We start from the raw sequence: 22,225 nt of genomic DNA on the forward strand, positions 1-22,225 counted from the left end.
GTCTCAGCCAAGCTTGGCCCGGAAGAGTTCCAGGGTGCGGGCCCACGCGGTGGCGGCGGCGCGCTGGTCGAAGTGTTCCGGCCGGTCCTCGTTGAAGAACGCGTGCGCGGTGCCCGGGTAGTCGAACGTCTGGCAGGTGCCGCCGGCGGCCTCGATGGACCGGCTGACGCTCTGCACGCCGTCGGCGGCGGAGAGGCCGTCCGCCTCGGAGCAGTGGACGAGCGACGCCTTCCCGGCGTAGCCGGGCCAGTCGGTGGGCATGCCGTCCCAGGGCAGGCGCGGATAGAAGCCGGCGGTGGCGACGATCCGCTCGGAGGACGTGCCGGACCAGAGGGCCAGGCTGGCGCCCGCGCAGAACCCGGCGCAGCCCACCTTGCCGGCCACCTCGGGCCGGTTCGCCAGGTATTCGGCGGCGGCCGCGATGTCGCTGGCCGCCTCGTCCATCTGGGTGCTGTTCAGCATCTGCCGGGGCTCGGTCGGCTTCACGGCCGGGCCGCCGTGCCGGAAGTCGGGTGCGAGGGCGACGAAGCCGGCGTCGGCGAAGCGGTCGACCACGGCCCGGACGTGGGGCACCAGTCCCCACCAGTCCTGGATGACGATGACCGCCGGGCTGGCCACACCGCCGGAGGGTATCGCGAGATACCCCTCGCTCGTCCCCCCGTTGCCGGTGAAGCTCACCATCTCGCCCATGGGCCCGTCCTCCTAGCGGTCAGTCATCGTTGGCTGGTCGCACAGTTGGGTGTTACGTGCCGGTAGCGTGCCATGCCGTCACCGGCCCGGGGAAGACGGAAGAACAGTGGCATTCACCTCCTGTACACACCGTCGGGGCCACACTCCGGTATAGCGATTGCTAAACTCGCCTCATGGTGGCTGGCGAGTGGGACATCTACCTCGTCGACGAGGTGCGGCAGTGGCTCGACACTCCGGCCAGGCACCGTACGTATCCTCTTTGCGTTCGACCCATGGCGTTCGAGCGTCCTCCTGGTAGCCGGCGACAAGTCCGGCCGCTGGAAGACGTGGTACCAGGAAGCCATACCGGTCGCCGAGCACCGCTACGAGCTCTACCTCAAAGATCGAGCACGAGAGGAGGGGGGAAAGGCATGAGCGAATACTCGCGGTGGCAGGACATTCGCGCCGGCCAGGTCGCCCGAGCCGGCGGTGAGGAAGCGGTGGAGGCGGGCAAACAGCAGCTTCTCGCCGAAGTCATCGGCCACCGGCTCGCCGACGTGCGTCGCGCCCGAGGGCTGACCCAGCAACAGGTGGCCGACCGCATGGGCGTCACGAAGGGGCGTGTGTCCCAGATCGAGCAAGGGAAGATCTCCGGCCAGGAGGTCGTGGCCCGCTTCGCCGCGGCGCTGGGGGGCCGGCTCCATCAGGCGATCTACTTCGACGACGGCGACATCGCCGCCATCGCGTGACGCGAGATGCCGCCCACCCCGCGGCACGAGCGGGGGTGGGCGGCCAGGACGGTCAGTTGGTCGGTGTCGGGGTCGGCGCCCCGGGCTCGGCGCTGCCCCTGGGAGCGGGCTCGGCCGGCAGACCTGTCGCGGTCGGCCCTGGCGTGACACTCGCGGTCGGGGCGGAAGTGCCGCTCGTCGCGGGCGCGGGCGGGGCTGCCGGGGCGCCGAACGGGGCGCGCATGGCGCAGTACGGGTAGGCGTTGCGCGGCGCGGGAACGTTGCCGGACGAGTCCACGCAGTTCGGCCAGCCGAGCCGGATCGGCACGCCGTTCTGGTCGAAGAGCTGGGCGTCGCGGATCAACCGCCCCTGCTGGTCGTAGACGAAGACGTCCTCGATCCGGTCGATCCGCCGGTCCACCGAGGTCTGCTGGTAGCCGGCGTACATGTCTTCGCGGGCGTTCCGGTGGACGTCGGCGAGCACCGCGAAGGAGAAGACCACCAGCACCGCCGTGCCCAGCAGGTACAGCCGTCGCGGCCAGCCGGTGAAGCCGTCGGAGTGGCGGCCGAGCCACAGCGACGCGACGACGGCGGCAGCCAGCAGCGCCAGCCCTCCCAGCGCGCTGCCCTCCAGGCGGGGCAGCAGGCCGGCCCGACCGCTGTCGGTCATCTCGCCGATGAGCAGCGCGGCCAGCCAACCGCGCAGCAGCCACCAGGCCGGGCGCAGCGAACGCACGAAGTCGGCCACCCGGGCCTGCCCTACGAGCGGGCCGAGCTGGCGGTCGAGCAGGCGCACCTGAGTGGCGGCCCGAGCGCGGGCGGCGGCCAGGCGGCCCGGACGACCCGGTCGCCGTCCCGACTCCGCGCCGGCCGCGGCCCGCAGCTCCGCCGCGTACGCCTCCGGCGGGCCGAGCCGGTCGACGAGCGCGCCGTCGCCCTCGGCGGCCACCTCGGCGAGGTGCTCCGGAAGGTCCTCGGTCAACTCGTCCCGCAGCGCCGGCGGGAGGTCGCCGAGCGCGGCGCGCACCCGGTCGACGTAGTCCGTGATCTCCTGCCCCGTGACGGTCATGCCGCCATCCCCCGATCGTCGAGCAGTGCGTCCATGGTGGTGGCGAACGAGCGCCAGGTCTTGCCGGAGCGGGTGAGCTGGTCCCGCCCGCTGGCGTTGAGCGCGTAGTACTTGCGGTGCGGCCCGGACTCGCTGGGCACCACGTAGGTGGTGAGCAGGCCGGCCGCGAAGAGCCGGCGCAGCGTGCCGTAGACCGAGGCGTCGCCGACCTCGGTCAGGCCGGCCTCGCGCAGCCGCCGCAGGATGTCGTAGCCGTATCCGTCCTCGTGCCTGAGCACGGCGAGGACCGCCAGGTCGAGCACGCCCTTGAGGAGCTGCGTGGTATCCACGCTTCGCACACTACTGCGCAATCCGCACTACCGTCAACGACACCACACCCCACCCGAGGACGGAACCGGGTGGTGGCAGTGGCTAGGCGAGGCTCCAGGCGATGCCGTCGAGGATGTCGTGCTCGGAGGCGACCACCGACGGCATCCCGGCCCGCTCCATGATCACTCGCAGCACCAGCGCGCCCGCGCCGATCACGTCGGCCCGCCCCGGGTGCATCACCGGATACGCCAGCCGCTGCTCACTGCTCTTGCCGAGCAGGTCGGCGGTCACCTCGGCCACCTGCTCGTAGGAGACCCGGGCGTGGTGGATGCGGCTCGGGTCGTACTCCCGGAGCCCTTCGGCCAGGGCGACCACCGTGGTGACCGAACCGGCGAGCCCGACCAGCGTGGCGGCCTCGCGGCCGGGCACGGCGGCGAGCGCGCGGTCGACGGCGGCGGCGATGTCGGCCTCCGCGGCGGCGGCCTGCGCCGGGGTCGGCGGGTCGCCGTGCAGGTGACGTTCGGTCATCCGGACGCAGCCGATGTCCACCGAGATCGCGCCGCGCACCCCGTCGGCGCGGGTGCCGACGACGAACTCGGTCGAGCCGCCGCCGATGTCGACCACCAGGTACGGCGGCTCGGCGTCGGCGGGCAGGCCGCGCACCGCGCCGGTGAACGACAACCGCGCCTCCTCGTCGCCGGTCACCACCTCGGGCGGTACGCCGAGGGTCCGCTCCACCATCGCGCGGAAGTCGGCGGCGTTTGACGCGTCACGCGAGGCCGAGGTGGCGCACATCCGCACCCGCTCCACGCCGGCCTTCTCGATCTCCGCCGCATAGTCGGCGAGCGCCACCCGGGTGCGCTCGATCGCCTCGGGCGCGAGCATGCCGGTCCGGTCGACGCCCTGCCCCAGCCGCACGATCTCCATCCGCCGGCTGACGTCCACCAGCGGCGCCGACGCGGCGGACGGATCCGGCAGATCGGCGATCAGCAGTCGGATCGAGTTGGTCCCGCAGTCGATGGCGGCCACACGCGCACTCACAGCGCCCACCCTACGGCCCGACCGGCTCACAGGCGCAGCAGCATCCGGGTGTTGCCGAGCGTGTTGGGCTTCACCCGCTCCAGGTCGAGGAACTCGGCGACACCCTCGTCGTAGGAGCGCAGGAGCTGCTCGTAGACCGGCTGCGGCACCGGGGCGCCGTCGATCTCGCGGAACCCGAACCCGCCGAAGAAGCCTGTCTCGAACGTGAGCACGAAGATCCGGGCGACGCCCAGCTCGCGCGCGGCGTCGATCAGCTCGCCGACGATCCGGTGCCCGAGCCGCCGCCCCCGACAGGACGGATCGACCGCCACGGTCCGGATCTCGGCGAGGTCCTCCCACATGACGTGCAGCGCGCCGCAGCCGACCACCGTGCCGTCCGGCGTCGCCGCGACCCGGAACTCCTGCACGTCCTCGTAGAGCGTCACGGTCGCCTTGCTGAGCAGCCGCCGGTCGTCGGTGTAGGTGTCCACCAGCCGGCGGATGCCGCGCACGTCGGCGGTGCGGGCACGGCGGACCACGATCTCGTCGGCCGCGTTCATCTCACTCCGCCCCGGGCACGTCCACGCAGGGGCCGGCGGCCCACCACTTCTCCACAAGCGCCAGCGTCTCGTCTCCGAACGGGTTCACCCCCGGGCCGGCGGCCAACGCGTGACCGAGGTGCACGTGCAGGCACTTCACCCGGCCGGGCATCCCGCCGGCCGAGACGCCGGCGATCTCCGGCACCTCGCCGATCGCGTCCCGGCGACCGAGGTAGTCGGAGTGCGCGGCCCGGTAGCGGGCGGCCAGCTCCGGGTCCTCGGCGAGCCGGTCGGCCATCTCCTTCATCAGCCCGGCCGACTCCAGCCGGCTGCACGCCGCGGTGGCCCGCGGGCAGGTCAGGTAGAACAGCGTCGGGAAGGGCGTGCCGTCGGCCAGCCGGGGCGTCGTCTCCACCACGTCGGGCAGGCCGCACGGGCACCGGTGGGCCACCGCCCGGGTGCCGCGCGGGGTGCGTCCGAGCTGGGCGGCCACCGCGGCCAGGTCGGCCTCGGTGGCCGGCTGGCGCTCCGGCGGGGGTACGGAGTCCGCCGCCGGATCCCGCGGTGGTACGACGCTCACGGAAGTGCCTCTCGTGTGGTGCTCACTTGTCGGGGCGCTCGGCGTTGGCCGCCTGCACGCTCGACCACAGGGTGTCGTACCAGGGGTCGGGCGGCTTCGGCGGCCCCGGTTTCGCGCCCTTGCCGGCGTCCTTGGCGGCGCCGTCCGGGTCGGAGAGCACGACCAGCAGGGTCTCGCCGGGCTTGCCCATGAAGAACCGCTCCCGGGCCTGCGTCTTGACGTACTCCGGGTCCTTCCACTTGGCCGCCTCGGCGGTCAACCTGTCGATCTCCGCCCGCTGCGCCGCCTGGGACGCCTCCATCCGCTCGATGTCGGCCTGCTGGTCCAGGTAGACCCGCACCGGATAGGTGTACGCCAGGGCGAGCGCGATCAGCACCGCGAACAGCACTGTGGCACGCCCGGTGAAGCGCCGGGGTTGGGGTGCGGTGAGCCGCTTGACCGGGCCGCCGGCCGCGCTGCGCCGGGGCGAGCCCGGCCGGTTCGCGGCGCGTACGCCCTCGGTGGCGCGGGACGCGCCGGGTGACCGCCCGGCGGCGCGCGCCTCCGCGCGGACGCCGTCGCGTGCCGTGGACCGGACCCGGGCACCGCCCGCCCGGCCGGCCTGACCCGGCCGACGGGCGGGCCGCTGGCCACCCGGTGTGCGGCGCTGCTGCATCGTCACACCCCTCCCCCGGAGCGCTGACCTCAGGCCGAACGGTAACGCGGGAACGCGCCTGCGCCGGCGTACCGCGCCGCGTCGGCCAGCTCCTCCTCGATCCGCAGGAGCTGGTTGTACTTGGCGACCCGGTCCGAGCGGGCCGGGGCGCCGGTCTTGATCTGACCGCAGCCGGTGGCGACCGCCAGGTCGGCGATGGTGGTGTCCTCGGTCTCGCCGGACCGGTGGCTCATCATGCACTTGAAGCCGGCCCGGTGGGCCAGGTCCACGGCGTCGAGCGTCTCGGTGAGCGAGCCGATCTGGTTGACCTTGACCAGCACCGCGTTGGCGGCCCGCTCGGTGATGCCCCGGGCGATGCGCTGCGGGTTGGTCACGAACAGGTCGTCGCCGACGATCTGGATCCGGTCGCCCAGCGCGGCGGTCAGCGTGGCCCAGCCGCTCCAGTCGTCCTCGGCCAGCGGGTCCTCGATGGAGACGATCGGGTAGTCGCCGGCGAGCTTGGTGTAGTAGTTGCTCATCTCCTCGGCGCTCTTAGCGCTGCCCTCGAACGTGTAGGTGCCGTTGTCGAAGAACTCGGTGGCGGCCACGTCGAGCGCGAAGACGATGTCGGTGCCGAGCCGGTAGCCGGCCTTCTCCACCGCCTCGGCGATCAGGTCCAGCGCGGCGGCGTTGGTGGGCAGGTTGGGGGCGAAGCCACCCTCGTCGCCCAGGCCGGTCGACAGGTCCTTCTTCTTCAGCACCGACTTCAGCGCGTGGTAGACCTCGGCGCCGGAGCGGACCGCGTCCCGGAACGTCGGCGCGCCGATCGGCGCGATCATGAACTCCTGGATGTCGACGTTCGAGTCGGCGTGCGCGCCGCCGTTGAGGATGTTCATCATCGGCACCGGGAGCAGGTGCGCGTTGGGGCCGCCCAGGTAGCGGAAGAGGCTCAGCTCGGCGCTGCCGGCGGCGGCCTTCGCCACGGCCAGCGAGACGCCGAGGATGGCGTTCGCGCCCAGCTCGCCCTTGTTGTCGGAGCCGTCGATGTCGATCATCTTCTGGTCGATCAGCCGCTGCTCGCTGGCCTCGTAGCCGATGAGCTGGTCGACGATCCGGTCCTCGATGTTGGCGACGGCCTTCTCGACACCCTTGCCCAGGTAGCGGTCCTTGTCGCCGTCGCGCAGCTCGACCGCCTCGAACGCGCCGGTGGAGGCGCCGGACGGCACCGCGGCGCGGGCGATCGTGCCGTCGTCGAGCCCGACCTCGACCTCGACCGTCGGGTTGCCCCGCGAGTCCAGGATCTCCCGGGCGACAATTCCCTCGATGGTTGCCACTGAGTCGCTCCTCGTTTGTGTGTTCCGGTCCGGTTCGGGCCGCGACGGTGCGGCTGAGGCAGGTGTTGAACGCAGCGTATCGGTCCCCGCCCGCCCGCATGCCGGTCGGGGCGGACCCCACGGCGGCGAATGAGACGGACATTCCCGCTTTACCGGTCGTCAACCGGCAACGGGTTTGCGAGAGGTTGCGTCGATCGACAAGGCTGGGCATCATGCCTGCCGCCTCGACGACTCTCCGCGTGCTCGCCGCCTCGGTCATCGCGTCGCTCTCGGTCACCGGTTGCCAGACCCTGGACGACGCGGGCGTCGCGCTCGGGCGGGCCGACCTGGTCAACGACCTGGCCGCGCGGATGGACCGGGCGCTGGAGCAGACCTGGGCCGCCGACTACCAGCTCGCCGGCGGCCAGACCGCCTCGATCGCGCAGACCGCCGACCCGCTCCGCTCCACCTACACCTGGCCCGGCGGCCGGATCACCGTCACCCAGGAGGCGGTGACCAGGTGCACCGGCGCCTCCGCCCGCACCTCCTGCACGGTGTCGCCCCCGGTGCTCACCGCCGGCAAGCCGTCGGTGATCGTCTACGACGAGGCCCGCAAGCTGGGCCTGGTCACCCCGCCGGCGGTGATCCGGCTGCTCACCGAGGCGGCGCTGGAGCCCGACGCGGTCATCAAGCAGAGCGACACCACACTCGCCGGGCACCACGCCACCTGCGTGGACGTCACCAACGCCGGGGAACGCTTCGCCACCTGCGTGACGACCGAGGGGGTGCTGGGCAGCTTCACCGGCACGCTCGACGACAAGGCCGCCGAGGTCACGCTGAGCCGCTACACCGAGACGGTCGAGGCCACCACGTTCGACCTGCCGGCCGGCGCCGCCGTGGTGGACCGGCGCACGAAGACGTCCTGACGCCTCACCCGTCCAGCCCGAGCAGGGTGCGCAGGTGGCGCGGCGGCGGGCAGTCGTGCGACAGCATCGCGTCGTGCCAGTCGCGCACCGGCACGCCGTCCGGCCGGGCGCCGGCGATCCCGGCCATCTCGCTGTAGCCGACGAAGTAGGTGGAGAGCTGCGTCGAGGTGAGCAGCGCGCGCCGCCACTTGCCGGCCGCCTCGCCCTCCTCCTGGAAGCCCCGCCCGGTCATCAGCGCCATCGCGTCGGCCTCGGGCAGGTCGTCGCAGTGCACGAGCTGGTCGAGCAGCGCGTTGATGGTCATCCTGAGCTGCATCTTGAGCTGCTGCAACCGCACCGGCAGCCCGCCGAAGCCCAGCCCGGCCATCAGCTCCTCGGTGTAGACCGCCCACCCCTCGATGAACACGCCGGACTCGGTGAGCGCACGCACCCGGGTCGGGCCGGCGTAGCGGCGCGCGTGGGCGAGCTGGAGGAAGTGACCCGGCATCGCCTCGTGCACGGTCAGGTTGCGGATCATGTGGTCGTTGTATTCCCGGTAGAACGACTCCACCCGCCGCGCCGGCCAGTCCGCCGGCGTGGGCGCGATGCAGTAGAACGTCGGCACGTCCGCCGTCTCCAACGGACCCGGCGAGTCGCAGTAGGCCACCGCCACGCCCCGGGCGAACTCCGGCATCTCCTGGATCACGCACGGATCCGCGACCAGGCTCACCAGGTCGTGGTGGCGGACGAAGTCGGTTGCCTCGTCGAGCGTGACCGAGGCCAGGTCCACGATGGTGGCGTCGTCCGGGTGCTCCGCGGCGAGCAGGTCCAGCGCGCGGCGTACCGTCTCGTCGTCGGCCGGACCACCGACCAGCTCGACCGCCGCCGCCCGGATCTCCTCGGTGACCCGGTCGAGGTTGGCCCACGCTCGGCGCTGCGCCTCGGCCGCGCCCAGCTCGGTGTCGAGCGTGTGCCAGAGCCGCGCCTCCCAGCGCCGCCGACCCAGCCGCGGGTCGCGCCCCGGGCCGGCGTCCGCCGCCAACCCGGCCCGCAGCCACGCCACGAACTCGTCCAGCGCGGCGATGGCGGCGGCAGCCGCCGGCCCCACCCGGTCCCGCAGCGCCGGCGCCTGCGCCAGCAGCGCCGGCACCTCGTCGCGGACCAGCGCCGCCGCCCCGGCGAACTGCCCCACCGCCGTCTCGGCGTGGACCCGCGGCATGTCCCGCAGCGTCGCGCGCGCGGTCGCCAACGCGTCCGGTACGGCGTCGAGGCGCCCGGCGAGGTGGGTCAGCCGCTCGTCGACCGGGGCGTAGGGGCGGGCCAGCAGCGCGTGCAGCAGCGGACCCGGGTTGTGCCGCAGCGGGTCCCACTCGTGACTGCGGATCTCGGTGGCCTCGAACAGCCCCCGGTCGACCAGGCTGCTGAGCAGCGCGTGGTCGACGCCCTCGTCGACGTCGAGCACGTCCGGGTCGATCTCGGTGAGGGCGTCGGCGGCGTCCTTCAGCATCGCCTGGTCGGCGGCGAGGGCGTCGGCGGAGAGGTCGGGCAGGCGGTCGTCGTAGCGGTGGTCCCCGGCGGCGGTGGCCAACCCGGGCCGGCTCTCCAGCAACGCCTCCACGATCCGCTCCGCGAGCGGCACGAACGCTTCCATCCCCGAACCCTACCGACCCGCCCCGCCCTCCCCCCGCCCCCACGCACACCCCACCCCACCCCGCCCCGGACCCGCGATCTTGCAGTTATGGCCCCCCGAACGTCCCGTTCAGGCCTGTTTGTCGGGGCAGGAAGTGCAAGATCGACAACAACGAGATGGGCCCGCCCCACGCGGGGACGCCGTGACGGTGCTGCCGGGGCGGCGAGTGGGTCAGGTTGGTGGGGCGGGGGTGGCGCGTTCGGCGGCGCGGACCGCCTCGGCGTAGGCCAGAGTGGCGCGGCGGAGCGCCGCCTCCGGGTCGATGCCGGCCTGCCGGGCCGCCGCGACGGTGGCCAGCAGGCTCGCGCCGAGCCGCGCCTCCGGGTCCACCTGCGACTCGGCGAGCGGCGGCGGCACGGCCAGCCCCACCCGGCCGGCGCGGTCCAGGATCTTCGCGGCCAGGGCGAGCGCGGGCTGGCTCAACGCGATGCCGTCGAGCACCGACTCACGGGTCTTCTCGGCCCGCTTGATCCGCTCCCAGTTGGCCTCGATCTCCTCGATCGTGCCGGCCTGCTCACCGGCGAACACGTGCGGGTTGCGCCGGACCATCTTGTCGACCAGGCCGCCGGCCACGTCGTCGACGGTCCAGCTCTTCCCCTCCGGCAGGTCCTCGGCCAGCCGGGCGTGCAGCAGCACCTGGAGCAGCACGTCGCCCAACTCCTCGCGGAGCGCGTCGGTGTCGTCGGCGCCTATCGCGTCGTACGCCTCGTAGCACTCCTCGAGCAGGAACGCGGCCAGGCTGCGGTGGGTCTGCGCCCGCTTCCACGGGTCGCCGCCCGGTGAGGCCAGCCGGTCCATCACCTCGACCGCGTCAAGCAGCCGGGCGCCCGGCGGGTCCCACGAGCCGTACATCAGCTCCAGCTCGGCCAGGCCCGGCTGGCGGGCCAGCCGCAACCCCAGCTCACGGGCCAGCGCCTCGTCTCCGGCCGGTCCGGCCAGCCAGACCGCGCCGCCGTGCGTGGCGGCGGCGTCCAGCAACGCCTGCGTCGCGCCCTCGGTCACCACGCGCACCTCGGCGCCGGCCGTCCGGACCGCCCGGGTCAGCTCACCGTCGACGCCGCTGAGGACCGGCGCGGAGCGTACGGCGTCCCAGGCGGCCGAGGTCAGCAGGCCGGCCGGCAGCCGGGGCGAGGTGACGAGCAGGACGATGCGCGCGGTCATGCGCCGGGCGCCGCCGACGGGTCGACCACGGGCGCCGAGTCACCGGTCTCCGGCTCCGGGGTGGAGATGTCGGTGACCGACGAGCCCGGCTCGCCGAGCGGCACGGAGACCGCCGGCACGTCACCCTTGAAGGTGAGCACCGGGAAGGCCAGCGGCCGGTAGCGCGGGTTGACCGAGACGTCGTAGCCGTCGATGGCGTCGGCGAGCGCCTTGCGGGTGGCCAGCGCGGAGCGGAGCTGGTCGCCGTCGAGCTGACCGGCGGCGTCGGCGTCGGAGACGTCCGGCGGGATGGCGCCGGCGGCCCGGCCGGCGGCGACCACCGCGGCCAAGTCCTCCTTCGAGGGGGCGGTCGACTCACCCACCGGTACGCCGGAGACGCAGGTGTAGAACTCGGCCACCTTCTTCGGGTAGGTCGCGTCGGCCGGCAGCCCGAGCTGCTGGGCCACCTGCTCCGCGGTCACCTGGCCCTTCGGCTGGTAGCCCTTGTCGGCGGACAGCTCCTTGCACACGTCCGACAGCACCAGGGTGGCGACCACCTGGTCGCGGGGCGGCAGCAGCGCGTCGGCCTGGCCGGCGGTGGCCGGCTGGCTGGCCAGGCCGCTACGGGCCTCGTCGAGGATCGAGGTGACCTGGTCCTCGGTGACGCGGTGGTCGCCGATGTAGGCGGCGACCCCCGGCTCGGTGCGGCAACCGGAGAGGGCGACGAGGCCGACCGCCACGCTGGCGACGGCGACAAGACGGCGAGCACGCATGACGGTCACTCTCTCACGCCCCGCGGTCGGCTGTGACGCCGCCCACCTCACCGCGCCCCCGCCGGCTGCACCGCGGCGGCCGGTTCACCCAGCACGTCGGAGAGGAGCTGGGCGCACCACTCCAGCAGCGCCTGGTCGCGCAGCGGCTCGCCGCCGATCCGGCGGGTGCTCGGCCGGGGCACGCTGACCTGGTCGAGCGCCTGCTTGTAGACCGAGTCCGGGTGGTAGCGCTTGAGCCGCATCTGCTTGGAGTCGGGCAGCGGCAGCGGACCGAACCGGATGTGCTTGCCCTGCATCGACACGTCGGTGAGGCCGTAGCGGCGGGCCAGCAGCCGGAACCTCGCCACCGCCACCAGGTTCTGCACCGGCGCGGGCGGCTCGCCGTAGCGGTCGGTCATCTCGGCCACCACCTCGCGCAGCCGCTCGGCGTCCCGGGCCTCGGCGAGCTTGCGGTACATCTCCAGCCGCAGCCGCTCCACCCCGACGTAGTCGTGCGGCAGGTGCGCGTCGATCGGCAGGTCGATCTTGACGTCGGCCTCCTCCTCGGTGCGCTCGCCCTTGAACGCGGAGACCGCCTCGCCGACCATCCGCACGTACAGGTCGAAGCCGACGCCCTCGATGTGGCCGGACTGCTCGCCGCCGAGCAGGTTGCCGGCGCCCCGGATCTCCAGGTCCTTCATCGCCACGTACATGCCGGCGCCCAGCTCGGTGTGCTGGGCGATGGTGGCCAGCCGCTCGTGCGCGTTCTCGGTGAGCGGCTTCTCCGGCGGGTAGAGGAAGTAGGCGTACGCCCGCTCCCGGCCCCGGCCGACCCGGCCGCGGATCTGGTGGAGCTGGGCCAGGCCCAGCAGGTCGGCGCGCTCCACGATCAGCGTGTTGGCGTTCGGGATGTCGATGCCGGACTCGACGATCGTGGTGCAGACCAGGACGTCGAACTCCTTCTCCCAGAAGCCGACCATCACCTTCTCCAGCGCTTCCTCGCCCATCTGGCCGTGCGCCACCGCGACCCGGGCCTCGGGCACCAGCTCCCGGATCCGCCGCGCCGCCTTGTCGATCGACTCGACCCGGTTGTGCAGGTAGAAGACCTGCCCGTCGCGGAGCAGCTCGCGGTGGACGGACGCGGCCACCTGCCGGTCGTCGTACGCCCCGACGAACGTGAGCACCGGGTGCCGCTCCTCCGGCGGGGTGGCGATGGTGGACATCTCGCGGATGCCGGTGATCGCCATCTCCAGCGTCCGGGGGATCGGGGTGGCCGACATGGCGAGCACGTCGACCGAGGCGCGCAGCGTCTTCAGGTGCTCCTTGTGCTCGACGCCGAAGCGCTGCTCCTCGTCGATGATGACCAGCCCGAGCTGCTTGAACCGGGTGGCCGCCTGGAGCAGCCGGTGGGTGCCGATGACGATGTCGACGCTGCCGTCGGCGACCATCTCCAGCGTCCGCTCGCTCTCCTTCGGCGTCTGGAACCGGGAGAGCTGGCGGATGTTCACCGGGAACTGGCTCATCCGCTCGGCGAACGTGTTGTAGTGCTGCTGCACCAGCAGGGTGGTGGGCACCAGCACGGCCACCTGCTTGCCGTCCTGCACCGCCTTGAACGCCGCCCGCACCGCGATCTCGGTCTTGCCGTAGCCGACGTCGCCGCAGATCAGCCGGTCCATCGGGACGGTCTGCTCCATGTCCCGTTTGACCTCCTCGATGGCGGCCATCTGGTCCGGCGTCTCCTGCCAGGGGAACGCGTCCTCCAGCTCCCGCTGCCACGGGGTGTCCGGCCCGAAGTTGTGGCCCTTGGACGCCTTGCGGGCGGCGTAGAGCTGGATGAGCTGCGCGGCGATCTCGCGGACCGCCTTGCGGGCCCGGGCCTTGGACTTCTGCCAGTCCGAGCCGCCCATCTTGTGCAGCGTGGGCTGCTCGCCGCCGACGTAGCGGGAGAGCTGGTCGAGCTGGTCGGTGGGGACGAAGAGCCGGTCGCCGGGCTGGCCGCGCTTGCTCGCCGCGTATTCGATGACCAGGTATTCGCGGCTGGCGCCGTTGACGGTGCGCTGCACCAGCTCGACGTAGCGGCCGATGCCGTGCTGCTCGTGCACCACGAAGTCGCCGGCCTTCAGCTCCAGCGGGTCGATGGTGTTGCGCCGGCGGCTGGGCATCTTGCGCATGTCGCGGGTGGAGGTGCCCCGGCCGCCGGTGACGTCGTTGCCGGTCAGCAGCACGAACTTCGACGCCTCGTCGACGAAGCCGGCGGTCAGGCAGCCGCAGGAGACGAGCAGCTCGCCGGGGGCGGGCGCGGCGGGCACCTCCTCGGTGAGCCGGGCGCCGAGGCCCGCGTCGCGCAGCACCTCGACGGCCCGCTGGGCGGGGCCGTGCCCCTCGAAGACCAGCGCGATCGACCAGCCCTCGCCGGCCCAGCGCTTCAGGTCGTCGACCACCCGTGCGGTCTCGCCGTGGTAGAGCGGAGCGGGCTGGGCGGCCAGGCTCACCGCGATGGCGTCGTCGGGCGTGACGTCGACCTCGGCCGGCGCGTCCTCCCAGGGTTGGCGGGCCGGCGCGGCGTCGGCCTCCACCAGGCCGAACGGCGCGAGCGTCCACCAGGGCTGGCGCAGGGCGCGGGCCTGCGCGCGTACCTCGGCCAGGGTCTTGAAGGCGGCGGCGCCGAGGTCGACCGGGGCCTGGCCGCCGACGGCGGCCGCGGCCCAGCTCGCCTGGAGGAACTCCTCCGAGGTACGGACCAGGTCGTGCGCCCGGGTGCGGATGCGCTCCGGGTCGCAGAGCAGCACGTGGGTGCCGGCCGGCATGCAGTCGACGAGCAGTTCCAGCGCGTCGTCGCCGATCAGCGCCGGCGCGAGCGACTCCATCCCCTCGACCGGGATGCCCTCGGCCAGCTTGTCGAGGATCTCGGCCAGCTCGGGGTGCTCGGCGGCGAGCGCGGCGGCCCGCTGCCGCACCGACGGGGTGAGCAGCAGCTCGCGGCAGGGCGGCGCCCAGAGCTGCGGCACGCCCTCGATGGTGCGCTGGTCGGCGACGGCGAAGGTGCGGATCTCCTCCACCTCGTCGCCCCAGAACTCGACCCGGGACGGGTGCTCGTCGGTGGGCGGGAAGACGTCCAGGATGCCGCCGCGCACGGCGAACTCGCCGCGCTTGGTGACCAGGTCGACCCGGGCGTACGCCATGTCGGTGAGCCGGCGGGCGACCTCTTCCAGGTCGGCCTCCTCGCCGGCGGCGAGCTGCACCGGCTCCAGGTCGCCGAGGCCCCTGAGCTGCGGCTGGAGCAGCGACCGGACGGGCGCCACGACCACCCGCAGCGGGCCGGTGCGCCCGTGCGCGTCGGCCGAGTCGGGGTGGGCCAGCCGGCGCAGCACGGCCAGGCGCCGGCCGACCGTGTCGGAGCGCGGCGACAGCCGCTCGTGCGGCAGCGTCTCCCAGGACGGGAAGACCGCGACCTGCTCCGGCGGCAGCAGGCTGCCCAGCGCGGAGACCAGGTCGTCGGCCTCGCGGGTGGTGGCGGTGACCGCGAGCACCGAGCGCCCCGCGCCACCGGCCGGTTCGTCGGCGGCGACGGCGGCCACGGCGAACGGGCGCAGCGCGGCGGGGGCGGTGAGGTCGAGGCCGTCGACCTGCGCGGCACCGGAGCGCGCCAGGTCACGCGCCCGGGCCAGCCCGGGGTCGGCCAGGGCGGCGGCGAAGAGTCCGGTGAGCATCAGTGATCACTTCCAGCGGGTCGACGCATGACGACGACCCCGCGTCCAGCCGGACGGGGGGTGCACCCGTCGAGCCTATCCCGCTCCCCCGACCATCCGGGCGTCGCCGCGTATCGATCTTGACGACCCGGGCCGGGCGTGGTGCGCTGGACCGATGGTCGAGTATCGGGCGGTCTTCGACGCCGAGGTGGTCTTCGCCAACGGTGGGGGCCTGCGCACCGACGGTTTCCGGCTGGACGTCCCCGGCCCCGAGGTCACCGACGACGAGCTGGCCGCGCTGCTCGTGCGGCACCTCGGGCTGCTCATGGTCGGCGAGGTGCGGATCACCGACCGCACCGTGGTCGAGGAGCCGCACAAGGGCGGGCGCGGCGTGGCGACCACGCCGACCGGCGGCGGGCGGCGGCTGGTCGAGCTGAGCCACGTGGTCACCGACGGGATGGTCACGCTCCCCGGCTGGCCGGGCCCGACGATCACCGACTGGCTGACCCGGGAGACCTCCCGGGAGCGGTACGCGCCGGGCGTCGAGTTCCACGTCGCCCGCATCGACATGATCGCCAACACCGGCACGTACGTCGACACGCCGTCGCACCGCTTCGCCGACGCCCCCGACCTGACCGGGATCCCGCTGGACCGGCTGGCCGACCTGCCCGCCCTGGTGGTCCGCGTGCCCGCCGGCACCCGGGCGGTGGACCGCCTGCTGCTCGCCCCCTACGAGGTGGCCGGGCGGGCGGTGCTGCTGCACACCGGTTGGGACGCGCACTTCGGCACCGACGCCTACGCCGCCCCGGAAGCGCCCTACCTGACCGGCGACGGCGCCTCCTGGCTGGTCGAGGCCGGCGCGGCGCTGGTCGGCATCGACTCGATCAACATCGACGACATGACAGCGGCGGCGGCCGGCAAGCGCCCGGCGCACACCGCGTTGCTGGCCGCCGGCATCCCGATCGTGGAGCACCTGACCGGCCTGGACGCGCTGCCACCCACCGGCTTCCGATTCACCGCCGCCCCGCCGAGGGTGTCCGGCATGGGCACCTTCCCGGTCCGCGCCTTCGCCACCGTCGACGCCTGACCCACAAGATCCACACCACTTCCCCGAGCTGGTGGGGTCACCGCACCCGCGATGCCACCACCTCGCCGAAGTGGAAAACCCCACCCTCCGAGTGGAACGCCATGGGTGTCAAACGGGAGCCGAGACACCCATGGCGTTCCACCGACGGCATCCAGACGCAGCGGGTGGAACGCCATGGGTGTCAAAACCGTCTCGTGACAGCCATCGCGTTCCACCGAGCCGCGTGGTGCGTGGAGAGGCGGTCAGGCGGCGTGGACGGCCAGCGGGATCAGGCGGCGGAGCAGGCGCTGGGACGCGCGGACCAGCGCCTGGGACTGGGGCAGGTCGAGCGGCCACCGCTCGACGTCCGCGCCTGCGGAGAACTCCAGCAGCAAGCCGGACGGTGAGGTCGGGCCGACGTCCATCCGCCACAGGCCGACGCCGGCCTGGATCACCTCGTCACCCCGCACCGCCGTGCCGGCGAGGCGGGACAGGTGCAGGCCGTTGCCGCCGGCGCAGTCCGGGCCGCGCAGGCACCAGGGCGGGTGGGCGATGTTCGATAGGTTGCTCATGGGCCGGGCGTCCTCCCGGTCAAGGCCCGGGGAGCGGAGTGCCAACTCCACCCCGGGCCGCCTCATCTGGTCGCGGGTGCCTGCCACGGTCACCCGAAGACAACCTATGACTACCTGTCATGCCAGGTCAATACCTGCAACTACCTTTGATTGACGCTTCGCCGATTCTCGTGATCACATGGGCGTTACCTGCCACGGAGCCGACCCATGCCTGCGTACACGAAGAAGCAACGCCTCATCGACACGTTGACCGAGCGCATCGAATCGGGCGAGTACCCACCCGGCGCGAAGCTGCCCTCCGGCACCGAACTCTGCGCCGAGTTCGACGTCTCTCGCCAGGTGGTGCGCTCCGCAGTCGACTGGCTCAAGGCCCGGGGACTCGTCGAGGGCGCGCCCGGCGCCGGGGTGTTCGTGCGCGGTCAGTAGCGCACCGCGATCCGGCGCTCGACCGCGTCGACCCGGATCTCCCCGCCGTACGGGACGATCAACTGGGGATCGGTGTGACCGAGGTCGACGTCGAAGACCACCACCGGGTCGTCGGCATAGGGCCCGATCGCCCGCAGGATCGCCGCCCGCTGCTCCTCCCCCCAGGCCAGCCGCTCCGCGATCGGCAGCCGGCGGTCGAAGTTCCACGCCTTGGGCCGGCCCACCACGATCGCCGGGAAGCCGGCGAGCATCCCACGCTCGCCCAGGTTGCGCAGCATCCGGAAGACCTCCTCGGCCGGCGGCATCTCCTCCGAGGTCTCCACAAGCAGCACCGAGCCGTCCAGCTCGACGGCGGACGGCACCCGGTCGGCGGCGGCCAGCCAGTGCAGGATCTCCAGGTTGCCGCCCCAGGTGCGACCCGTCACCACCCGGGCCGGGCCGTGCCAGCGCCAGCCCTCGCCCGGCAGCATCGGCGGCTCCTCGGCCAGCGTCGCCGGGTCGTGCCAGTCGAGCGTCTCGTCGCCCCACTCGGCGGCCGGGCTGAGGTCGTACCAGCCGGAGGTGAACAGCGCGGCGCGCAGCGAGTCGACGGTCAGCGGGTGCGACTTGCCGGGCCGGCCGAGGTGCACCAGCACCGAGCCGCCGTGGTAGGCCACGATCCCCAGGCGGTGCAGGTGGTTGAGCACGTTGGTGTTGTCGGAGTAGCCGAGGTAGGGCTTCGGGTTCGCCAGGATCACCTCGTCGTCGAGGAACGGGACGACCGTGATCAGGTCGTCCCCGCCGATGGTGGCGAGCACCGCGGTGATCGTGGGGTCGGCGAACGCGGCGGTCAGGTCGCGGGCCCGGTCCCGGGGGTCGGCGCCCATCCGGCGGGTGGTCGGATACTCCACCGGCTCCAGCCCCAGTTCGTCGCGGAGCCGGCGCAGGCCCAGCTCGTACACGTGGGGGAAGAGACCCGGCAGGCCGGCGGAGGGTGAGACGACCGCGACCCGGTCGCCCGGTCGCGGCTTGGCGGGGTAGCGCGGCGGCGTCATGATCCGACGCTATCGGCGGCCACCAGCGATCTCCGCCCGGCGAAACGGCATGAGCCGGGCATATCCCGGCAATAGGCTGGGCGCGTGGACGACGAGCCGGAGCTGCGAACCCGGGACTGGCTGCCCCGCACGGCGGCGCTGGTGCTCGGCACCCTGGCGCTGGCCAGCGCGTTCATCGCCGCCTACGTCGGCGCGCTGCACAAGCCGGAGCCGAAGGACGTGCCGGTCGCCGTGGTCACCAGCGACCAGCAGGCCCAGGCCGTGATGTCGGCCGTTCGGGCCCGCACCGACATGATCAAACCCGTCCGGTACGACAGCCGGGACCGCGCCGACGACGGCCTGAACGACCGATCCGTGTACGCGGTGCTCAGCTCCACCCCCGGCGGGCTCACCCTGGCCACGGCCAGCGCCGGCGCGCCCGCCGCCACCGAACTCGTCACCGACGTGTTCACCCAGGCCGCCCGGCAGGCCGGCGCGCCGCTGGCGGTCACCGACGAGGTGCCGGTCTCCGGCGGCGACCCGCGCGGCCTGGTGCCGTTCTACCTGGCGGTCGGCGTGGTGCTCGGCGGCTACCTGGCCTCCACCGCGCTCGGCATCTCACTCGGCACCAGCCCGCGCGGGCTGCGCCAGGCCGGGCTGCGGACCGCCACGCTCGCGGTGCACTCCGCCCTGCTCGGCCTCATCGGCGCGGTGCTGGTCGGGCCGGTGCTCGACGTGTTCCCGCACGACGTGGGGACCATCGCGGTGGTCGGCGCGCTTGCCGCGTTCGCGGCCGGCATGGTCGCGGCGGCCGTGCAGGCGTGGCTCGGGCTGCTCGGCACCGGCATCGTGATCCTGCTGCTGGTGGTGCTCGGCAACCCCGGCTCCGGGGGCATCTACGCGCCCGAGTTCCTGCCCGCGTTCCTGCGCGGCATGCACCGCTGGAACGTGCCGGGGCTCGCCACCGACCTGCTGAAGTCCGCCATCTACTTCGACTGGCGGGGCGGCGGCTGGGCGCTGACCGGGTTGCTGGTCTGGGTGGTCGTCGGCCTGGTCGGGCTGCTCACCGCGACCCTGTTCCGGGTCCGCCGGCGGGCCGCGCGCACCGCTGCGGGACGGCACGCCACCGCCGGAGGGTGACCGGCCGGCGCGTCCCAGAGTGCAGATCATCACGCCGTACCCCTGCTGCCGTCGGGGCGCACGCGGATACCATCCAGGGGAGTCGGACAGCGCTGTCCTTCGTCCTCGCGTAAGGAGCGCACCCGTGACCGACCAGCACGACCACGACGGCCCCGACGCCGCTCTGCGGGCCGACATCCGCCGCCTCGGCACGCTGCTCGGGCAGACCCTGGCCCGGCAGGAAGGGCGCCCGCTGCTCGACCTGGTCGAGGAGATCCGCGCCCAGGTCCGCTCCGACGCGCCGGCCGCCGCCCAGCGCCTCGCCGGGCTCGACGTCACCACCGGCACGAAGCTGGCCCGCGCCTTCTCCACCTACTTCCACCTGGCCAACATCACCGAGCAGGTGCACCGCGCCCGCGACCTGCGCCGCCGCCGCGCCACCCACGGCGGCTGGCTGGACCAGGCGGCCAAGATGATCGCCGAGCGCGGCGTGCCGGCCGAGGAGATCGCCGCCGCGGCCCGGCGGCTCGCCGTCCGCCCGGTGTTCACCGCCCACCCCACCGAGGCGGCCCGCCGGTCCATCCTGTCCAAGCTGCGCGCGGTCGCCGACGAGCTGGACGCCGAGACCGCCAACGCGATCCTCTACGGGGCCAGCGACGAGGGCCCGGCCAACCGCCGCCTCGCCGAACTGCTCGACCTGATGTGGCAGACCGACGAGCTGCGGCTCGACCGGCCGGACCCGACGGACGAGGCCCGCAACGCCATCTACTACCTGCGCGACCTGCACGCCGAGGCCGCCCCGCAGGTCCTCGACGACCTCGCCGACACGCTGCGCACGCTCGGCGTGGAGACGTCGCCGACGGCCCGCCCGCTGACGTTCGGCACCTGGATCGGCGGCGACCGCGACGGCAACCCGTTCGTCACCCCGACGGTCACCCGCGAGGTGCTGCGGATCCAGCACGAGCACGGCATCGAGGCCACCGAGCGGGCGATGGACGAGCTGATCAGCGAGGTGAGCGTCTCCCGTCGGCTGCGCGCCGTCTCGCTCGACCTCTCCGCCAGCCTGGCCAAGGACCTGGACGCGCTGCCCGAGGTGGCGCCCCGGTTCCGCCGGGTCAACGCCGAGGAGCCCTACCGGCTCAAGGCCCGCTGCGTGAAGGCGAAGCTGGCCAACACCCGGGAGCGGCTGCGCGCCGGCACCGGCCACGTGCCGGGCCGCGACTACCAGGGCGCGACCGAGCTGATCGCCGACCTGGAACTGCTGCGGGCCTCGCTGGCCCGCAACTCCGGGCAGCTCACCGCCGTCGGGCGGCTGGCCTCCACCATCCGTACGCTCTCCGCGTTCGGGCTGCACCTGGCCACCATGGACATCCGGGAGCACGCCGAGAAGCACCACGAGGTGCTGGCACAGCTCTACGAGGCGGTCGGCGAGGTCGCCGACTACCCGTCGCTGAGCCGGCTGGAGCGCACCAAGCTGCTCGCCGACGAGCTGGCCGGCCGCCGGCCGCTCTCCACCCAGGACAGCCCGCTCACCGAGTCGGCCCGCAAGACGTTCGACGTGTTCGGCGCGATCCGCGAGGCGCAGGACCGGTTCGGCCCCGAGGTCATCGAGTCCTACATCATCTCCATGACGCTGGGCGTGGACGACGTGCTCGCCGCGGTGGTGCTGGCCCGCGAGGCCGGCCTGGTCGACGTGCAGAGCGGGCGGGCCCGGGTCGGCATCGTGCCGCTGCTGGAGACGCCGGCCGAGCTGAACGCCGGCGGTGAGCTGCTCGACGAGCTGCTGTCGCTGCCGGCCTACCGGGCGCTTGTCGCCGCCCGGGGCGACGTGCAGGAGGTGATGCTCGGCTACTCCGACTCCAACAAGGAGGCGGGCATCACCACCAGCCAGTGGTCCATCCACCGGGCGCAGCGCGCGCTGCGCGACGTGGCCGCCCGGCACGGCGTACACCTGCGGTTGTTCCACGGTCGGGGTGGCACGGTCGGCCGGGGTGGCGGCCCCACCCACGAGGCGATCCTGGCCCAGCCCTACGGCACGCTCGACGGCGCGATCAAGGTGACCGAGCAGGGCGAGGTCATCTCCGACAAGTACACGCTGCCGGCGCTGGCCCGGGAGAACCTGGAGCTGACCGTGGCCGCCGTGCTCCAGGCCACGCTGCTGCACACCGCGCCCCGGCAGCCGGCCGAGATGCTGGAGCGCTGGGACGCGGCGATGGACGTGGTGTCGGAGTCGGCGTTCCGCTCCTACCGGTCCCTGGTCGAGGACCCGGACCTGCCGGCCTACTTCTGGGCGTCCACCCCTACCGAGCTGCTCGGCGCGCTCAACATCGGCTCCCGTCCGGCGAAGCGGCCGAACACCGGCGCCGGCCTGTCCGGCCTGCGGGCCATCCCGTGGGTGTTCGGCTGGACGCAGACCCGGCAGATCGTGCCCGGCTGGTTCGGCGTGGGCTCCGGGCTCGCCGCCGCGCGGGAGGCGGGCCTCGCCGACGTGCTCGCCGAGATGAACCGCAACTGGCACTTCTTCCGCACGTTCCTGTCGAACGTCGAGATGATGCTGACCAAGACCGACCTGAGCATCGCCCGCCGCTACGTGGAGACGCTGGTCCCGAAGAAGCTGCACCCGATCTTCGCGAAGATCGAGGAGGAGTACGAGCTGACCAAGCGCGAGGTGCTGGCGATCTCCGCCTCGCCGGCGCTGCTGGAGAACTCCCCCGTGCTGCAACGCACCCTGGCCGTGCGGGACACCTACCTGGAGCCGCTGCACCACCTCCAGGTGGCGTTGCTGCGGCAGTACCGCGAGTCCGGGGCGGCCGGGCGGGCGGTGGCGACCGCGCCGGGCGGCCGACGCGCCCCGAACGACGGCACCGCGCTGGAGCGGGCGCTGCTGACCACTGTCAACGGCATCGCCGCCGGCATGCGCAACACCGGCTGAGGGGTAAGGAGGGGCCCCCGCTTAACGCATTCTGCATAGGCGGGGGCCCCTTTTAACACC

The 22,225-nt window shown here is 73.3% G+C and carries 20 protein-coding genes and 1 pseudogene; 7 read left to right on the forward strand and 14 right to left on the reverse strand.

Going from position 1 to position 22,225, the window contains the following annotated elements:
- Window positions 1–3: 3 nt before the first annotated feature.
- Window positions 4–690, reverse strand: a complete 687-nt coding sequence (locus ACIA5A_RS08605) for a dienelactone hydrolase family protein (protein ID WP_396758164.1) — start codon at window positions 688–690, stop codon at window positions 4–6.
- Window positions 691–921: 231 nt separating this feature from the next.
- Here ACIA5A_RS08605 and ACIA5A_RS08610 point away from each other — a divergent pair.
- Window positions 922–1,104: pseudogene (locus ACIA5A_RS08610) on the forward strand (type II toxin-antitoxin system RelE/ParE family toxin); the annotation flags it as partial.
- Window positions 1,101–1,418 carry a helix-turn-helix domain-containing protein gene (locus ACIA5A_RS08615; protein ID WP_396758167.1) on the forward strand — a complete coding sequence of 106 codons (318 nt, stop codon included), beginning with the start codon at window positions 1,101–1,103 and terminating at the stop codon, window positions 1,416–1,418. The pseudogene ACIA5A_RS08610 and the gene ACIA5A_RS08615, both read left to right, overlap by 4 nt.
- 52 nt (window positions 1,419–1,470) lie before the next feature.
- Here the strand turns inward: ACIA5A_RS08615 and ACIA5A_RS08620 are convergent, their stop codons facing one another.
- The 7 genes from ACIA5A_RS08620 to eno all read right to left on the reverse strand — a co-directional run bounded on the left by ACIA5A_RS08620 (window position 1,471) and on the right by eno (window position 6,882).
- Window positions 1,471–2,466: an HAAS signaling domain-containing protein gene (locus ACIA5A_RS08620; RefSeq protein WP_396758170.1), complete on the reverse strand. Its 996-nt coding sequence runs from the start codon at window positions 2,464–2,466 to the stop codon at window positions 1,471–1,473.
- The gene (locus ACIA5A_RS08625) at window positions 2,463–2,795 is read right to left on the reverse strand and encodes a PadR family transcriptional regulator (RefSeq protein WP_396758173.1); all 333 of its coding nucleotides are present in this window, start codon (window positions 2,793–2,795) and stop codon (window positions 2,463–2,465) included. Before ACIA5A_RS08625 ends, ACIA5A_RS08620 begins: the two co-directional genes overlap by 4 nt.
- An 82-nt stretch (window positions 2,796–2,877) precedes the next feature.
- A complete protein-coding gene (locus ACIA5A_RS08630; RefSeq protein WP_396758785.1) occupies window positions 2,878–3,804 on the reverse strand; it encodes an exopolyphosphatase in 927 nt (308 codons plus the stop codon).
- Between the two features lie 38 nt (window positions 3,805–3,842).
- Window positions 3,843–4,355: an amino-acid N-acetyltransferase gene (locus ACIA5A_RS08635; protein WP_396758175.1), complete on the reverse strand. Its 513-nt coding sequence runs from the start codon at window positions 4,353–4,355 to the stop codon at window positions 3,843–3,845.
- Between the two features lies 1 nt (window position 4,356).
- Window positions 4,357–4,914, reverse strand: a complete 558-nt coding sequence (locus ACIA5A_RS08640) for a DUF501 domain-containing protein (protein WP_396758178.1) — start codon at window positions 4,912–4,914, stop codon at window positions 4,357–4,359.
- A gap of 22 nt (window positions 4,915–4,936) precedes the next feature.
- Entirely contained in the window at window positions 4,937–5,569 is a 633-nt protein-coding gene (locus tag ACIA5A_RS08645) for a septum formation initiator family protein (protein ID WP_396758181.1), read from the reverse strand.
- Window positions 5,570–5,598: 29 nt separating this feature from the next.
- A complete protein-coding gene (gene eno / locus ACIA5A_RS08650) occupies window positions 5,599–6,882 on the reverse strand; it encodes a phosphopyruvate hydratase (RefSeq protein ID WP_396758184.1) in 1,284 nt (427 codons plus the stop codon).
- 212 nt (window positions 6,883–7,094) lie between these two features.
- Between eno and ACIA5A_RS08655 the strand changes: the two genes are divergently transcribed.
- Window positions 7,095–7,787 (forward strand): hypothetical protein, encoded by a 693-nt coding sequence (locus ACIA5A_RS08655; protein WP_396758187.1) that lies wholly within the window; start codon window positions 7,095–7,097, stop codon window positions 7,785–7,787.
- A gap of 4 nt (window positions 7,788–7,791) precedes the next feature.
- Here the strand turns inward: ACIA5A_RS08655 and ACIA5A_RS08660 are convergent, their stop codons facing one another.
- The 4 genes from ACIA5A_RS08660 to mfd all read right to left on the reverse strand — a co-directional run bounded on the left by ACIA5A_RS08660 (window position 7,792) and on the right by mfd (window position 15,058).
- Window positions 7,792–9,417, reverse strand: coding sequence for a DUF885 domain-containing protein (locus ACIA5A_RS08660; RefSeq protein WP_396758190.1), 1,626 nt, complete (start codon window positions 9,415–9,417; stop codon window positions 7,792–7,794).
- Between the two features lie 210 nt (window positions 9,418–9,627).
- Window positions 9,628–10,617 carry a nucleoside triphosphate pyrophosphohydrolase gene (locus ACIA5A_RS08665; RefSeq protein ID WP_396758193.1) on the reverse strand — a complete coding sequence of 330 codons (990 nt, stop codon included), beginning with the start codon at window positions 10,615–10,617 and terminating at the stop codon, window positions 9,628–9,630.
- A complete protein-coding gene (locus tag ACIA5A_RS08670; RefSeq protein WP_396758195.1) occupies window positions 10,614–11,369 on the reverse strand; it encodes a hypothetical protein in 756 nt (251 codons plus the stop codon). Before ACIA5A_RS08670 ends, ACIA5A_RS08665 begins: the two co-directional genes overlap by 4 nt.
- Window positions 11,370–11,416: 47 nt before the next feature.
- Complete coding sequence (mfd, locus tag ACIA5A_RS08675; RefSeq protein ID WP_396758198.1) at window positions 11,417–15,058, reverse strand: transcription-repair coupling factor; 3,642 nt, start codon at window positions 15,056–15,058, stop codon at window positions 11,417–11,419.
- A 154-nt stretch (window positions 15,059–15,212) separates the two neighbouring features.
- Between mfd and ACIA5A_RS08680 the strand changes: the two genes are divergently transcribed.
- Entirely contained in the window at window positions 15,213–16,124 is a 912-nt protein-coding gene (locus ACIA5A_RS08680; protein WP_396758201.1) for a cyclase family protein, read from the forward strand.
- A 242-nt stretch (window positions 16,125–16,366) separates the two neighbouring features.
- Here ACIA5A_RS08680 and ACIA5A_RS08685 read toward each other — a convergent pair whose 3' ends face one another.
- Complete coding sequence (locus ACIA5A_RS08685) at window positions 16,367–16,675, reverse strand: hypothetical protein (protein WP_396758203.1); 309 nt, start codon at window positions 16,673–16,675, stop codon at window positions 16,367–16,369.
- 207 nt (window positions 16,676–16,882) lie between these two features.
- On the opposite strand from ACIA5A_RS08685, the gene ACIA5A_RS08690 reads away from it, so the two are divergent.
- Window positions 16,883–17,101, forward strand: a complete 219-nt coding sequence (locus ACIA5A_RS08690; RefSeq protein WP_396758206.1) for a winged helix-turn-helix domain-containing protein — start codon at window positions 16,883–16,885, stop codon at window positions 17,099–17,101.
- Here ACIA5A_RS08690 and ACIA5A_RS08695 read toward each other — a convergent pair.
- Window positions 17,095–18,135 (reverse strand): S66 peptidase family protein, encoded by a 1,041-nt coding sequence (locus ACIA5A_RS08695; RefSeq protein ID WP_396758209.1) that lies wholly within the window; start codon window positions 18,133–18,135, stop codon window positions 17,095–17,097. The genes ACIA5A_RS08690 and ACIA5A_RS08695 overlap by 7 nt on opposite strands.
- A gap of 84 nt (window positions 18,136–18,219) precedes the next feature.
- On the opposite strand from ACIA5A_RS08695, the gene ACIA5A_RS08700 reads away from it, so the two are divergent.
- On the forward strand, window positions 18,220–19,254 hold the full coding sequence (locus ACIA5A_RS08700) for a hypothetical protein (protein ID WP_396758212.1): 1,035 nt from the start codon (window positions 18,220–18,222) through the stop codon (window positions 19,252–19,254).
- Between the two features lie 124 nt (window positions 19,255–19,378).
- Entirely contained in the window at window positions 19,379–22,165 is a 2,787-nt protein-coding gene (ppc, locus tag ACIA5A_RS08705) for a phosphoenolpyruvate carboxylase (protein WP_396758215.1), read from the forward strand.
- Window positions 22,166–22,225: the final 60 nt, after the last annotated feature.

It is taken from the genome of Micromonospora sp. NPDC051300, from assembly GCF_044455315.1.
Taxonomy (GTDB): Bacteria; Actinomycetota; Actinomycetes; order Mycobacteriales; family Micromonosporaceae; genus Micromonospora; species Micromonospora robiginosa.

Coding starts and splice junctions, on each gene's coding strand:
- ACIA5A_RS08605 (WP_396758164.1), bottom strand. CDS start 690: ATGGGCGAGATGGTGAGCTTCACCGGCAACGGGGGGACGAGCGAGGGG.
- ACIA5A_RS08615 (WP_396758167.1), top strand. CDS start 1,101: ATGAGCGAATACTCGCGGTGGCAGGACATTCGCGCCGGCCAGGTCGCC.
- ACIA5A_RS08620 (WP_396758170.1), bottom strand. CDS start 2,466: ATGACCGTCACGGGGCAGGAGATCACGGACTACGTCGACCGGGTGCGC.
- ACIA5A_RS08635 (WP_396758175.1), bottom strand. CDS start 4,355: ATGAACGCGGCCGACGAGATCGTGGTCCGCCGTGCCCGCACCGCCGAC.
- ACIA5A_RS08645 (WP_396758181.1), bottom strand. CDS start 5,569: ATGCAGCAGCGCCGCACACCGGGTGGCCAGCGGCCCGCCCGTCGGCCG.
- ACIA5A_RS08655 (WP_396758187.1), top strand. CDS start 7,095: ATGCCTGCCGCCTCGACGACTCTCCGCGTGCTCGCCGCCTCGGTCATC.
- ACIA5A_RS08660 (WP_396758190.1), bottom strand. CDS start 9,417: ATGGAAGCGTTCGTGCCGCTCGCGGAGCGGATCGTGGAGGCGTTGCTG.
- ACIA5A_RS08665 (WP_396758193.1), bottom strand. CDS start 10,617: ATGACCGCGCGCATCGTCCTGCTCGTCACCTCGCCCCGGCTGCCGGCC.
- ACIA5A_RS08670 (WP_396758195.1), bottom strand. CDS start 11,369: ATGCGTGCTCGCCGTCTTGTCGCCGTCGCCAGCGTGGCGGTCGGCCTC.
- mfd (WP_396758198.1), bottom strand. CDS start 15,058: ATGCTCACCGGACTCTTCGCCGCCGCCCTGGCCGACCCCGGGCTGGCC.
- ACIA5A_RS08680 (WP_396758201.1), top strand. CDS start 15,213: ATGGTCGAGTATCGGGCGGTCTTCGACGCCGAGGTGGTCTTCGCCAAC.
- ACIA5A_RS08685 (WP_396758203.1), bottom strand. CDS start 16,675: ATGAGCAACCTATCGAACATCGCCCACCCGCCCTGGTGCCTGCGCGGC.
- ACIA5A_RS08690 (WP_396758206.1), top strand. CDS start 16,883: ATGCCTGCGTACACGAAGAAGCAACGCCTCATCGACACGTTGACCGAG.
- ACIA5A_RS08695 (WP_396758209.1), bottom strand. CDS start 18,135: ATGACGCCGCCGCGCTACCCCGCCAAGCCGCGACCGGGCGACCGGGTC.